General features: G+C 73.8%; 13 protein-coding genes. 7 read left to right on the forward strand and 6 right to left on the reverse strand.

The annotated features are described in order from the left end of the window. Nucleotides 1-228 precede the first annotated feature (228 nt). Complete coding sequence (locus ACZ6EM_RS08625) at nucleotides 229-603, forward strand: chaplin (protein ID WP_465772083.1); 375 nt, start codon at nucleotides 229-231, stop codon at nucleotides 601-603. 84 nt (nucleotides 604-687) lie between these two features. Here the strand turns inward: ACZ6EM_RS08625 and ACZ6EM_RS08630 are convergent, their stop codons facing one another. The 3 genes from ACZ6EM_RS08630 to ACZ6EM_RS08640 all read right to left on the reverse strand — a co-directional run bounded on the left by ACZ6EM_RS08630 (nucleotide 688) and on the right by ACZ6EM_RS08640 (nucleotide 3,244). Continuing rightward, entirely contained in the window at nucleotides 688-1,659 is a 972-nt protein-coding gene (locus ACZ6EM_RS08630; protein WP_401051444.1) for an NADPH:quinone oxidoreductase family protein, read from the reverse strand. After that, nucleotides 1,656-2,414 carry an SDR family oxidoreductase gene (locus ACZ6EM_RS08635; protein WP_465772115.1) on the reverse strand — a complete coding sequence of 253 codons (759 nt, stop codon included), beginning with the start codon at nucleotides 2,412-2,414 and terminating at the stop codon, nucleotides 1,656-1,658. The genes ACZ6EM_RS08630 and ACZ6EM_RS08635 overlap by 4 nt, the downstream gene beginning before the upstream one ends. 71 nt (nucleotides 2,415-2,485) lie before the next feature. Then, nucleotides 2,486-3,244 (reverse strand): SDR family oxidoreductase, encoded by a 759-nt coding sequence (locus ACZ6EM_RS08640; protein ID WP_380551174.1) that lies wholly within the window; start codon nucleotides 3,242-3,244, stop codon nucleotides 2,486-2,488. 212 nt (nucleotides 3,245-3,456) lie between these two features. Between ACZ6EM_RS08640 and ACZ6EM_RS08645 the strand changes: the two genes are divergently transcribed. The 4 genes from ACZ6EM_RS08645 (at nucleotide 3,457) to ACZ6EM_RS08660 (ending at nucleotide 6,890) form a co-directional block, all read left to right on the forward strand. Continuing rightward, nucleotides 3,457-4,083 carry a TetR/AcrR family transcriptional regulator gene (locus ACZ6EM_RS08645; RefSeq protein WP_401053394.1) on the forward strand — a complete coding sequence of 209 codons (627 nt, stop codon included), beginning with the start codon at nucleotides 3,457-3,459 and terminating at the stop codon, nucleotides 4,081-4,083. Between the two features lie 335 nt (nucleotides 4,084-4,418). Next, nucleotides 4,419-4,682: an ABC transporter permease gene (locus tag ACZ6EM_RS08650; RefSeq protein ID WP_359909251.1), complete on the forward strand. Its 264-nt coding sequence runs from the start codon at nucleotides 4,419-4,421 to the stop codon at nucleotides 4,680-4,682. An 18-nt stretch (nucleotides 4,683-4,700) separates the two neighbouring features. Continuing rightward, a complete protein-coding gene (locus ACZ6EM_RS08655) occupies nucleotides 4,701-5,483 on the forward strand; it encodes a hypothetical protein (RefSeq protein ID WP_401053391.1) in 783 nt (260 codons plus the stop codon). Nucleotides 5,484-5,489: 6 nt separating this feature from the next. Continuing rightward, nucleotides 5,490-6,890 (forward strand): hypothetical protein, encoded by a 1,401-nt coding sequence (locus tag ACZ6EM_RS08660; protein ID WP_452180848.1) that lies wholly within the window; start codon nucleotides 5,490-5,492, stop codon nucleotides 6,888-6,890. A gap of 96 nt (nucleotides 6,891-6,986) precedes the next feature. On the opposite strand, the gene ACZ6EM_RS08665 is transcribed toward ACZ6EM_RS08660, so the two are convergent. The 3 genes from ACZ6EM_RS08665 to ACZ6EM_RS08675 all read right to left on the reverse strand — a co-directional run bounded on the left by ACZ6EM_RS08665 (nucleotide 6,987) and on the right by ACZ6EM_RS08675 (nucleotide 9,228). Continuing rightward, entirely contained in the window at nucleotides 6,987-8,060 is a 1,074-nt protein-coding gene (locus tag ACZ6EM_RS08665; protein WP_452180849.1) for a M14 family metallopeptidase, read from the reverse strand. A 15-nt stretch (nucleotides 8,061-8,075) separates the two neighbouring features. Further along, nucleotides 8,076-8,405, reverse strand: a complete 330-nt coding sequence (locus ACZ6EM_RS08670; protein ID WP_401056033.1) for a hypothetical protein — start codon at nucleotides 8,403-8,405, stop codon at nucleotides 8,076-8,078. A gap of 100 nt (nucleotides 8,406-8,505) precedes the next feature. Further along, the gene (locus tag ACZ6EM_RS08675; protein WP_401056035.1) at nucleotides 8,506-9,228 is read right to left on the reverse strand and encodes a TetR/AcrR family transcriptional regulator; all 723 of its coding nucleotides are present in this window, start codon (nucleotides 9,226-9,228) and stop codon (nucleotides 8,506-8,508) included. A gap of 573 nt (nucleotides 9,229-9,801) precedes the next feature. On the opposite strand from ACZ6EM_RS08675, the gene ACZ6EM_RS08680 reads away from it, so the two are divergent. Next, entirely contained in the window at nucleotides 9,802-10,431 is a 630-nt protein-coding gene (locus ACZ6EM_RS08680; protein WP_452180851.1) for a maleylpyruvate isomerase N-terminal domain-containing protein, read from the forward strand. A gap of 160 nt (nucleotides 10,432-10,591) precedes the next feature. Next, complete coding sequence (locus ACZ6EM_RS08685; protein ID WP_465772085.1) at nucleotides 10,592-12,427, forward strand: M1 family metallopeptidase; 1,836 nt, start codon at nucleotides 10,592-10,594, stop codon at nucleotides 12,425-12,427. Nucleotides 12,428-12,503 lie beyond the last annotated feature (76 nt).

Here is a 12,503-nt window from a genome sequence, read left to right on the forward strand (position 1 = left end):
CGAAAGGCACCTGTTCGGTTGCCGTACGTCACCTCTCCGGCCGACGTCCCGCGGGCGGGCCGTGCTCCCGGGGCGCCGGCCCCACCCGGTTCGGACAGCGGGGACCGTCCGGTTCTGGTCCGATCGGGGTGGGACTCCTGCATCGGTGGTAGATCGGGCCTGCAACCGGGTGACCGCGCGGGCGGGGCTGCCCCGTGACGTCCGGGCCGACCGGCTACCCCTTCCGCCATGACCAACACCAGCAAGTACCTGCTCGCCGGCGGCCTCACGGTCGCGCTGGCCGTCCTCTCCACGGGCCCCGCGGCCGCGGGCCACGACGAGGGGGCCGGACACGGCGAGTCCGGATACACCCTGCCCTCGGGCGCGTGCGTCAATGCGGACGGTGACGCCGATGCCGACGGCATCGCCGCGGGATCGCCGGGCGTGCTGTCCGGCAACCTGATCCAGATCCCCGTCAACCTCCAGGCCAACGTCTGCGGCAACTCCATCGACATCGTCGGCCTGCTCAACCCGGCGGGCGGCGGGGGCGGCGGGGGCAACAACGGCGGGGGCAACAACGGCGGGGGCAACAACGGCGGCGGTAGCAGCGGGGGCAACAGCTAGGAGCGCGCCGACGTCGATCGGGGCGAGGCCACAGCCGACGGGCTGTGGCCTCGCCCCGTGTCGCGGTCCGAGCCGCGCGGCGGGTCAGTCGCCGAGGACGGCGATCCGGCCGGTGCTGTGCCCGGCGGCGACGAGCCGGACGGCGTCCGGGGCGGCGGCCAGCGGCACCCGGGCGCTCACCAGGGGGCGGACGGCGCCCTGCTCGGCGAGCCTGCCGAGCTCGTCGTGGGCGGTGCGGACGGCGCGCGGGTCGTGGGTGTTGTAGAGGCCCCAGTGCAGGCCCAGGATCGAGTAGTTCTTCACCAGGGCGTGGTTGAGCGCCGGGGCGGGGATCTGCCCGGCGGCGAAGCCGACGACCACGATCCGGCCCTCGAAGGCGATGCACCGGGTGGAGCCGGCGTAGGCCTCGCCGCCGACCGGGTCGAAGACCACGTCCGCGCCGCGTCCGCCGGTGGCCTCCTTGACGGCGGCGACGAAGTCCCGCTCCCGGCGGTCCACCACCAGGTCGGCGCCGAGCGCCCGCGCCGCCTCGGCCTTCGACGGCCCGCCGACCACGGCGATCACCCGTGCCCCGGCGGCCCGGCCGAGCTGGACCGCCGCGCTGCCGACGCCGCCGGCGGCCGCGTGCACCAGCAGGGTCTCGCCGGCCCGCAGCCGGGCCCGGCGGTGCAGCGCGAACCAGGCGGTCTGGTAGCCGATGTGCAGGGCGGCGGCCTCGGCGTCGTCCAGCACCTCGGGCGCCGGGAACGCGGCGGCGGCGTCCAGCAGCGCGTACTCGGCGAAGGCGCCGTGCGGCAGCACCGGGTTGCCGATCAGCCGCTCGCCCCGCCGGGCGCCGTCCACCACCTCGCCGCACAGTTCCACGCCGGGCGTGAACGGCAGCGGCGGGCGGACCTGGTACTGCCCGCGCACCATCAGCGCGTCCGGGAAGTTGACGGCCGCCGCCCGTACCCGCACCAGCAGCTGCCCCGGGCCGGGTACCGGCCGCGCGACGTCCTCGACCAGCCGCATCACCTCGGCGGGCTCGCCGAGCTCGTCAACCTGCCACGCCCTCACAGCAGTTCACTCCTCTCCAGCCCCTGCTGGAGCCGGTTCATCCCGGTGAGCCAGCGGTCCGGCGCGGTGGCCCGGGCGCGGCAGTAGTCGGCGACCTCGGGGTGCGGCAGGAGCAGGAAGCGCTCCGCGCGCATCCCGTCCAGGGCCGCCCCGGCGACGTCCGCCGGGTCGAGCGCGGTCGGGGCCAGCAGCGCCTCGCCGACCGCGCCGGTGGAGGCGAGCAGGTCGGTGCGCACGCCCTGCGGGCAGAGCGCGTGCACCCGCAGGCCCCGGTGGCGGTAGGTCGCGGAGAGCCACTCGGCGAAGGCCAGCGCGCCGTGCTTGGTCACCGAGTACGGGGCCGAGCCCAGCATGGTGAGCAGCCCGGCGGCGGAGACGGTGGCCAGGAACCGGCCCTCGCCGCGCTCCAGCCAGCGGGGGAGCAGCAGTTCGGCGGCCCGGACGTGGGCCATGACGTTGACCTCCCAGGCGCTCGTCCAGGCCGCGGCGGGCGCGTCCGCGCCGCCCACCGGGGCGACGCCCGCGTTGGCGCACCACACGTCGATCTCGCCGAGTTCGGCGCGGGCCCGGCCGACCAGGTCGGCGATCCCCTCGGCGGAGGCGGCGTCCCCGGGCAGTGCGGTGCCCGCGCACTCCTTCGCGACGGCGTGGGCGGCCCCGGCGTCCAGGTCGTTGACCGCCACCCGGGCGCCGGCCGCGGCGAAGGCCCGGGCCAGCGCGGCGCCGATGCCCCGGCCGCCGCCGGTCACCACCACGCCCCGGCCGTCGAACGCCCGGTTGTCGGACGTCCCGCTGCCGGCTGTCGGGTCGTCGACGTCCCCGGGGGTCACATTCCACCGCCGAGGGTGACCCCGCCGTCCACGACCAGGGTCTGGCCGGTGATCCAGCCGGCGTCCGGGGAGAGCAGGAAGGCGACGGCGCCGGCGATGTCCTCGGGGACGCCGAGGCGGCCGAGCGGGTAGGCCCTGGCGACCTTCTCCTCGCGGCCCTCGTACAGGGCCTCGGCGAATTTGGTCTTGACCACGGCGGGGGCGACGGCGTTGACCCGGATGCCCTGCGGGCCCAGTTCGGCGGCGAGTTCGGTGGTGAGCCGGATCAGCGCGGCCTTGCTGACGCCGTACATGCCGATCCCGAGCGAGGAGCGGATGCCGGCGATGGAGGCGACGTTGACGACGGAGCCGCCGTGCTCGCCCATCCAGGCGGCGTGCGCGCGGCGGGTCCAGGCCAGCGGGGCGAGCACGTTGACGGCGAGGATCTTGGCGGCGGCGGCCTCGTCGGTGTCCAGGACCGGCCCGTACACCGGGTTGATGCCGGTGTTGTTGACCAGGTGGTCGAGCCGCCCGAAGGCCTCCAGGGTGCGGGTGACGGCCTCCTCCTGGTGCGCCGGGTCGTCGGCCTTGCCCGCGACGGCGATCGCGTTGTCCGGGCCGCCCAGGTCGCGGACGGCCTCGGCGAGCGGTTCCGGGTTGCGGGCGGTGAGGCAGACCTTGGCCCCGCGGTCGACCAGCTCGCGGGCGATGCCGAGGCCGATGCCCCGGCTCGACCCGGTGACGACGGCCACCCGGCCCTTGAAGGAGTGCACCACGGAGCGTCCTGCCTTTCGTGCGAGGATCTCTGCCAGCAGCTGACTAAGCGCTTGCTCAGCATGCTGTCGGTGCGGGAGCCTGTCAACACTCCGCCGGCCGCCCACCCCCGGCCCGAGCGGTGGCCGACGGTCGGGCCGGATGATGGTCGACGGTCGGGCCGGGCGGGCGGTCGGAGGGAAAGCGTGTACGAGTTCTCTGGGAGGATGACGCCATGACCAGCACCCCGCTCGCCGACCTCTGGCCGACCCTGCCCGGCGCCGACGCCCGCCCCGAAGCGGCGTACCGGCTGCTCCAGGCCGCCGTCGAGTCGTTCGCGGAGCGCGGCTTCCACGCCACCACGACCCGGGACATCGCCACCGCGGCGGGGATGAGCCCGGCGGCGCTGTACATCCACTACCAGTCGAAGGCCGCGCTGCTGGCCGAGATCAGCCGGGCCGGGCACGCCGCCACGCTGACCCTGGTCCGGAACGCGGCGGCCGGCGAGGGCGGCCCGGCCGAACGGATGCGGCGGCTGGTCGAGCAGTTCACCGCCTGGCACGCCCGGGCCCGGACGGTCGGCCGGGTGGTCAACTACGAGCTGCACGCGCTGCCCGAGGACGCCTACGCGGTGGTCGCGGCGCTGCGCCTGGACATCGAGCGCGAGGTCAGCACGCTGATCGGGGCCGGTGTGGCGGCGGGGGACTTCCAGGTGGCGGAGGTGCGCACGGCGGCTCGCGCGGTCACCTCGCTGGGCATCGACGTCTCCCGCTGGTACACCGACAACTCGACCGAGACGCCGGAGGAACTCGGGCGCCGCTACGGCGAGTTGGTGCTGCGGATGCTCGGCGCCCGGGTCTGACGCGGGAGGCGGCCCGGTCCGCCCTTGACCTGCTCACGGAGTGCGAGCAGACTCGTATACGAAGTACGTGTGCCTCGTAGGCGTACAGCGCAGGGACGGGATGCGGACGACCCGCGATCCCCTCCCGGCCGCACTCCCACCGCAGCTCCGACGCTGCGGATCGAAGCAGATCACCTCCCGCGGCGATCCCGCCCCCGACCGGCGGTGCCGAAGGGAGCAGACCCCGACCCGGGCCGGCCCGGCCGGGTCGTGCCGCCGCCACGCGCGGCGGCACGGGAACGGCGCGCGCCGCGTCGCGGCGCGGCCCGGGCGGTTGGAGAAGGGGAGGCGCACTGATGCCCTTCCGGCAAACGAATCCGGTCCGGCCCCGCTTCTGGCTGGAGACGGCCCTCGGCGGACTGTCCGGACTGCTGTTCCTGCTCACCCTGGTGTGGCCGCAGTGGATCGAGACGCTCCTCGGCATCGACCCGGACGCCGGCAGCGGTGCGGCGGAGTGGCTCGTGGTCGCACTGGCGGCCGCCGTCACCGCCGCCTGCCTGCTCGGCGCGCGGATCGAGTGGCGTCGGGCGCACCCTTCCTCGGCCCGCGCGGTGCGGTGAGCGGAGAGGAGGACCGTCATGACTGACATGCCACCCGTCGCGCACGAGGAGCTCACCGAACTCGTCCGGCGGGCGCCGCTGAGCTTCGTCGGCACGGTCACCCGGGTCGGCGGCACCTCGCTCGCGGCCGTTCCGGCCGAGGCCAGGAACGACCGGACGGCCGTGGTCAGGGTGGACCAGGTGCTGCACGCGCCGGAAGCGTTCCGGCAGCTCGCGGGGAATGAGGTCACCGTCCAACTGTCGCCCGACGCGGGTCCGATGGGCGTCGGCGAGCAGGCCGCGTTCTTCACCCAGGGCATGGTGTACGGGGAGGGCCTGGGCGTCACCGAGGTGGGCCGGCTGCCCGCCGAGGCCGTCCAGCACCACGTGTCGCTCGCCGCCACCACGGCCGACGAACAGCCGTTCAGCTCGGTGCAGCGGGAGATCCGCCACCAGGATCTGGCCGCGCACGCCGCGGAGGCGGACGCCGTGGTCGTCGGCACGGTGATCGGCCTGGAACGGGCCGGCGGTGCCGACCGCGCCGACCGCCGGTCCGAGCACTCGCCGGACTGGTGGCGGGCGGCGATCGCCGTCACCCAGGTCGAGAGCGGCCGGGTGAACGACGCGACCCTCGCCGTGCTGTACCCCAACAGCCGCGACGCCCACTACTACCGGGTGCCCAAGCCCAAGGCCGGCCAGGAGGGGCTGTGGCTCCTGCACGCCACCCAGGACGACCAGCGCGAGCTCGCCCCGTACGAACTGATCCACCCCGAGGACTACCAGCCCGTGCACACGCTCGCCGTGCTGCGCGAACGGAGGTGAGCCGACATGCCCACCCTCAAGGTCGTCAACATCACCCCGAAGGCGCTGAGCGGCACCGCGACCCAGGACTCCGAGCCGTTTCTCGCGGTCAACCCCGAGACGCCCACCGAGATGGTCGCGACCGCCTTCACCCCCGACCCGATGGGCGGTCCGCTCGCCCCGGTCTACGTGTCCACGGACGGCGGCGACAGCTGGGTGCTGCACACCATCGTCCCCGGCGCCGCGCCGGATCTCGGTACCGCCGACATCACGGTGGCCTTCGCGGCCCGGGGCGGTGCCCTGTACGCGGGCATACTGAACGGCCTGGCCGCACTGCACCGGCCCAGGCCGATCACCCGGATGCAGATCCTTCGAACGCCGGGCATCGCCTCGACCGCGCCCATGGAAATCCTGGTGAGCCGGGACCAGGAGGACCAGCCGTGGGTCATCGCCGACACCGTGACGGCCGGCGGCGCCGACCGGGACCGGGTCTACGTCGGCAACAACGGTCCGGGCCCGCGGACCGCCGTCGTGGACGTCTCGGGCGACGCGCGGACGGCGCCCGCACCGGCCGGATTCGTGCCCACGGTGATCGAGCAGCGTGATCCGGCGAGTCAGGACGGGCCGCCGGTGCGCCTCGCCGTGCACCCCGACGGCACCGTCTACGCGGCGTTCGAGAGCTGGCGGACCAATGACCAGGGCGACCCGATCACCAACGTCACCTTCGACGTCGTGGTGAGCCGGGACGACGACGGGGGCGTCGGCGCCCACCCGTTCCAGGACCTCAAGGACGCCACCGACAGCGTCCCCGGGCAGCGGGTAGCGACCGACCGCTTCGTCGCGTTCAACTCGACCATGGGGCAGGAACGGCTCGGCGGCGACCTCACGATCGCGGTGGACCCGACCGACGCCGACCGCGTCTGGATCGCCTGGTGCGACCGTGTGGGCGGCCCGGGCGGTGTCGACAACACCCTGCACGTCCGGCACTCGCAGGACCGCGGCCAGACCTGGCGGAAGGTGCGCGACGACGTCACCGACGCCAAGAACCCGTCGCTGGCCGTCAACGAGGACGGTCTGGTGGGCTTGGTCTACCAGCGGTTCGCCGGCAATCAGTGGACGACGGTCCTGGAGGTCACCGCCGACAACTGGACCACCGCGCCGGAGTCCGACGTCCTGCACCAGGCACCCGCGAACGTGCCCCGTGCCGCGGGACTGCCCTTCCTCGGTGACTACATCCGGATGCTCGCGGTCGGGAAGGACTTCTACGGCGTCTTCGCCGGCAACAACACGCCGGACCGGGCCAACTTCCCGGTGGGCGTGACGTACCAGCGCAACGCCAACTTCACCGTCCACCAACTGCTCAGCACCGACGGCGTGACCCGGGTGCCGCCGTCCATCGACCCGTTCTTCTTCCACCGGGCCGCCTGAGCGTTCCACCGGGCCGCCCGAGCGCGCGCCCGGGGCGCCCGCCACGAAGGGTCGTGGCGGGCGCCCCGCTGTCGGGCACGGTGGTTCGGGGGGTGTTCAGGTGGTGGCCAGGCAGAGCTGCACCAGCCCGGCGTCCACGTCGCGGATGATCTGTTCCATCTCCGCCCACCGCGGGTGGAACTCGGTGCCCCACTCGACGGTGAAGCCGAGCACCTTACCCTGGTCCGGGTCGGCGAAGTTGCGGGAGTAGACGTAGTCGTCGCTGGTTCCGCTGGTCGGGTACAGGTGGAAGCCGCTCATCGGCTTGTATGACAGGCCGCGCACGCCGTTGACGCCCTTGCAGAACGCCTCGGCGAGCAGCACGGCGGTGTCCTCGTCGTCCTTGGGGATGTACTCGGCGTACGTGAGGTCGCCGGGCAGGCCGCGCTTGCCGTCGTAGTCGGAGTTGCGGAAGTTCATGTCGGGGTCGACCGACTGGTTCTCGTCGTCGCCCCAGTTGTAGAGCATGTCCTGCGAGTAGCTGTGCACGTCGACGAACCACCGGGTCAGCGGGAGCTGGTCCAGCAGCCACTGGACGTTGCGGGTCTCCGGCTCGGAGAACGGGCTCGGGCCGGCGTAGACCTGCTGGTCGCACGGGTCGTTCGACACCTGGGGGTTGGCACCCGGGGCGAAGGCGGTGACGAAGTCGAAGAGGAAGTCGTAGTTGCGGTTGAGGTCGACGCCGACGCAGTCCGGGGCCGGGTTGCCGCCGGCGTTCGCCGGGTTGCGGTTCTTGCGCCACATGGGCCTGACGGTCTGGCTGTAGTGCCGGCCGTCGGGGTTGACCAGCGGGTAGAGCACCAGGTCGAGCCGCTGGAGCAGGCCGCTGACCTGACCGGCGGTGAAGGCGGTGCCGCCGTAGCCGAGGCCGGTGCCGTCCCGGTGGGCTTCCAGCAGGTCGGCGGCGAGGTGGACGAGGATCTCGCAGCTGCCCCATTCACGGGCGTGGACACCCCCGATCATCATGACGCACGGCTTGGGGGCCGCCGCGGGTTCGCCGATCAGCAGGGCGTGGGCGGTGCGGCCCTCGAACGAGGGCTCGGGCAGGGTGACGAGTTGGGTCAGGTCGGGGAAGGCGGTGGCCAGGCTGGTCACGGCGGACTCGACCTCGGTGACGTTCAGGTACGGCATGGGGGGCCTCCCGGGTCAGCCGGAGAGCTTGGCGGCCAGGCCGTGCGGGACGGCGTCGGCGGGGGCGAAGCGGTCGCCGCTGCCGACCTCGGCCTGGGCGGCGCGCCCGGCCTCGCTGGCGTTGCCGGTCATGGTGACCGTGACGCCCTCGCGTTCGAGGGCCGGGATCCGGTCGGCCGGGACGTAGACGTCGATGCCGATGCGGCCGTCCTCCTCGACGTGCGGGCGTCCGCCGACGTCGGGGCGGGTGTCGCGCAGCAGCGCGCGCAGGGTCTCCGGGTCCTTGGCGGTGACGCGGAGGCGCAGGATGTCATCAGGGGGTGACGTGTGGGGTGCGGAGGACATGGGGACTTCTTCCGGGCGCCGTCAGCGGACTGCCGCGGTGGTGCCGGGCGGCGCGGCGGCGCCGATAGGAGCGGATATGTCCGACGTGTACCTCGTATCCTCAGGATCCGCCGTCACGGTAGAAGTCGTCAAGGGGCGGCTCGGGCACCCCGTCGAGCAGGCTGTCCAGGCCGCTCAGCATCTCGGCCTCGTGGTCGAAGTCGGCGAACCGGGGCACCAGGGCGCGCAGCCTGGGGTAGTCGGCGGCGGGCAGCCGGTGCAGGCCGAGCCGCAGGGCCGGGTCCGGCTCGCTCGGATTGTCGACCACCTGGCGCTTGTCCACCAGCAGGCAGCCGAGGTTCCAGGCGACGAAGGTGCGGTAGACGGTCAGCGCGCCGGCGTCGTCGAAGCCGGCCCGGCCGAGCACGGCCAGGATGTGCTCGGTGAGGTCCAGTACCGAGACCGGGCGGCGGGCCACCGGGACGGCCAGCGGGCGGGTCGCGACCAGCGGCAGGATCTCGGGGTGGGCGTGCGCGGTGGCGGCGAACGCCCGGGCGATCCGGCGCAGTTCGGCGCGCCAGCCGTCCGGGTGGGAACCGCCGGTGGAGTCGGCCCGCAGCCGGGCGTTGATCTCGTCGAAGTAGGCCTCGACCAGGCCGTCGATCAGGGCCTCCTTGCCCGGGGTGTAGCGGTACAGGGCCATCGACTCCACGCCGAGCTCGGCCGCGAGCCTGCGCATGGTCAGCGCGCCCAGGCCCTCGCGGTCGACCAGGGCCACGGCGGCGCCCAGCACCAGCGGGCGGCTCAGCCGGCCCCGCTTCTCGGGGGCGTCCTGCTCGGCCATCTCCGCACTCCTCCGGGTCGGTGGCAGCGTTCCCGGTCGCGCCCGGGCCGTTCGGACGGTTCGGCGGACCGGCCGTGGCGCGGGGCCCGCTGCCTGGGCTGGGGTTCGGCGTTTTCGGTGGATGTCACTCAGCGGATACAGAACCAGGATACAAGGTAGGAATCGGGCGTAAACGGGTCGACGGGATTTGCCGGTCGATTCGCCGATCCCGCTGGTCAGCCGACCGGCGGTGGAGCGACGGGGACGGCGGGCACGGCGACCGGGGCGGCGGGGTCGGTTGCGGAGGGTGGCCGACGCGGCGGCGGCGGACCGGCCCCGCGGAGTCCGGTGAGTGGCGGTGACCAGGCATGGGGCGGGGCATCGGGCGGCGGCTCGGTGACCAGGACGGCCGAGCCGGGTGCGGTGCGTCGTCGGGAGGTGGGTGGCGGTCGGTGGGTGGCGGTCGGTGGGGGAGTGGTGCCGGGCGGGCGGTGGCGGGTGGGGCGGGGTGCGGGCCGCCGCCCCGGGGCTCGCGCCCCCGGGAGCCCGGGATAGCGTGGGGAGACCCCGTGATCACCGTCCTGAGGAGAGCCGATGAGCAGTCAGAACGACCCGGTGCGCGCGCTGTTGGCGGAGGCCTGGGTGTCCTGGGCGGAGCGGGGCGCGGCCCTGGCCGCCGAGGACTGGGAGCGGCCCACCCGGCTGCCCGGGTGGACCGTACGGGAGTTGTACGCGCACGTGGCACCGGTGCCGGAGATGTTCACCGGGCTGCGCGCGGCCGTCCTGGACGGGTGGCCCGAGGTGGTGGACGGGGCCGGCATCCTGCGTGTCTACAACCGGCCCGGCGGCATCGCCCACACTGCCGCCGACCAGGTCGCCGAGGCGGCGAAACAGGTCGCCCAGGTGGCCGAACCCGCCGTGCTGATCGCCCGGTTCGGCGTCGAGGGGCCGGCCGCGCTGGACGGCCTCGCGGACCTTCCGCCGGGCGCCGCGGTGGCGCACCCGCTGCTCGGCAGCGTGACGGTCGGCGCGCTCGGCGAGGTGGCGCTGATGGAGGCGACCGTCCACCTGCTCGACCTGATCGCGGCCGTCGGCGGCCCGCCGCCCGCCGAGGGGGCGCTGGACTTCACCCGTGCGCTGCTGGCGCGGGTCGCCGACCCGGTGGACTTCATCGAGGCGGCGACCGGCCGCGGCGCGGCGGCGGTGCTGCCGGTGGTCCGGTAGGGCGCCGGGCCGGTCGTTCGCCGAGGTGGTCCCCGGCGGGCCGGTCCCCCGAGGGGCCGGCCGCCGGGTGAGGCGTATGCGTCTCATGTCATGAGCCTTTCAAAGGCGCGGGTTTGCTGTCACTCTGCTGCTCCCGGCCCGATCCCCACGAGAGGCTCCGATGAAAAGACTCCTGCCTGCCCTGACCGGCGCCGCGCTGTTCGCGGCGACCGGCCTCGCGGCGCTCGCCACCCCCACCGTGGCGAGCGCCGCGGACTGCACACCCGCCCAGGTCGTGGCCAACGGCGGCTTCGAGTCCGGCAGTTCGCCCTGGACGGCGCCGAGCGGCGCGATCACCGCCGACAGCGGCCAGAGCGCGCACTCCGGCAGCTCCTACGCCTGGCTCGACGGCTACGGCTCCAGCCACACCGACACCCTCTCGCAGTCCGTCACCCTCCCCGCCGGGTGCGGCACCGCGACGCTCGGCTTCTGGCTGCACGTCGACACCGCCGAGACGACCGCCGGCACGGCCTACGACAAGCTGACCGTCAAACTCGGCTCCACCACGGTGGCCACGTACTCCAACCTGGACGCCCTGAGCGGGTACGTGCACAAGACCGTCGACGTCTCCGCCTTCGCCGGCCAGACCGCGACGCTCGCCTTCACCGGCGTCGAGGACGCCAGCCTGCAGACCAGCTTCGTGCTGGACGACGTCACCCTGGACGTCTCCGGCGGCGGGACCACCCCCCAGCCCGGCGACCCGACCCGCACCCCGGCCGCGCCGGCGTACACCGTCGACCTCACCAGCGACGCCTCCGGTGGCAGTTGGACCGGGCACGAGAGCGTGACCTTCAGCAACGCCTCGCCCACCGCGCTGAACGAGGTGTACCTGCGGCTGTGGGACAACGCCCACGGCAGCTGCCCCAGCACCCCGATCACGGTCACCAACGTGACCGGCGGCACGCCCTCCCCGCTCACGGTGAACTGCACCGCGCTCAAGATCACCCTGCCGGCCCCGCTCGCCCAGGGCCAGAGCGGCACCGTCGGCTTCGACCTCGGCATCACCGTGCCGAGCGGCGCGGACCGCTTCGGCCACGACGGCGCGTACAACTTCCTCGGCAACGCCCTGCCCGTCCTGGCGATACGGGACGCGGCCGGCTGGCACCTCGACCCGTACACCAACAACGGCGAGTCCTTCTACTCGATGGCCTCGGACTTCACCGTCACCCTGGACCATCCGACCGGCCTGCTGGTCCCCGCGACCGGCACCTCGGTGGACACCCCCGGCACGACCGGCCGGACCGTCACCAAGGCGACCGCGAGCAAGGTGCGCGACTTCGCCTGGGGCGCCGGACCGTTCACCAGGATCTCCGGCACCTCGGCGGCCGGGGTGAAGGTCAACGTCTACTCGGTGGCGGGCATCAGCGCGGCCGACTCCAAGTCGATGCTCTCCACCGCGACCTCGGCGGTCGACGCCCACGCCCAGCGCTTCGGCGCCTACCCGTACGGCGAACTGGACGCGGTGATCGACAACAACTTCTGGTTCGGCGGCATGGAGTACCCGGGCTTCGTCCTCGACCTGGTCAGCACCACGGCGCTCACCCACGAGATCGGCCACCAGTGGTGGTACGGCATCGTGGGCGACGACGAGTACAACGCCCCCTGGCTGGACGAGGCCTTCACCGACTACGCCACCGACCTCGCCCTCGGCAAGACCGGCAACGGCTGCTGGAACAGCGTCTCCTGGGCCTCCTCGGCGGAGAAGATCACCAACTCGATGGCGTACTGGGACGCCAACTCCTCGCGGTACTCCACGGTCGTCTACGGCTACGGCAAGTGCGCCCTGCACGACCTGCGCCGGACGATCGGCGACACCGCGATGACCGCGCTGCTGCGGAACTACGCGCAGGCGCACTGGAACGGCGTCTCCACCACCGCGGAGTTCAAGGCCGCGGCCCAGGCCGCCACCACCGTGGACCTGACCTCCTTCTGGAGCCAGCACCGCATCGACGGCTGAGTCCGGGCAGCCCGTGGCGCCGCCTCCGGCTCCGGCCGGGGGTGGCGCCCGTCGGCGTCCTGTCGCGTTCCTGTTC

The organism is Kitasatospora sp. NPDC041917, assembly GCF_055589745.1.

What these genes read in the sequence shown, in the direction of transcription:
- ACZ6EM_RS08655 (WP_401053391.1), top strand. Translation starts at nt 4,701, where the DNA reads ATGACTGACATGCCACCCGTCGCGCACGAGGAGCTCACCGAACTCGTC.
- ACZ6EM_RS08675 (WP_401056035.1), bottom strand. Translation starts at nt 9,228, where the DNA reads ATGGCCGAGCAGGACGCCCCCGAGAAGCGGGGCCGGCTGAGCCGCCCG.
- ACZ6EM_RS08670 (WP_401056033.1), bottom strand. Translation starts at nt 8,405, where the DNA reads ATGTCCTCCGCACCCCACACGTCACCCCCTGATGACATCCTGCGCCTC.
- ACZ6EM_RS08685 (WP_465772085.1), top strand. Translation starts at nt 10,592, where the DNA reads ATGAAAAGACTCCTGCCTGCCCTGACCGGCGCCGCGCTGTTCGCGGCG.
- ACZ6EM_RS08665 (WP_452180849.1), bottom strand. Translation starts at nt 8,060, where the DNA reads ATGCCGTACCTGAACGTCACCGAGGTCGAGTCCGCCGTGACCAGCCTG.
- ACZ6EM_RS08650 (WP_359909251.1), top strand. Translation starts at nt 4,419, where the DNA reads ATGCCCTTCCGGCAAACGAATCCGGTCCGGCCCCGCTTCTGGCTGGAG.
- ACZ6EM_RS08680 (WP_452180851.1), top strand. Translation starts at nt 9,802, where the DNA reads ATGAGCAGTCAGAACGACCCGGTGCGCGCGCTGTTGGCGGAGGCCTGG.
- ACZ6EM_RS08625 (WP_465772083.1), top strand. Translation starts at nt 229, where the DNA reads ATGACCAACACCAGCAAGTACCTGCTCGCCGGCGGCCTCACGGTCGCG.
- ACZ6EM_RS08645 (WP_401053394.1), top strand. Translation starts at nt 3,457, where the DNA reads ATGACCAGCACCCCGCTCGCCGACCTCTGGCCGACCCTGCCCGGCGCC.
- ACZ6EM_RS08660 (WP_452180848.1), top strand. Translation starts at nt 5,490, where the DNA reads ATGCCCACCCTCAAGGTCGTCAACATCACCCCGAAGGCGCTGAGCGGC.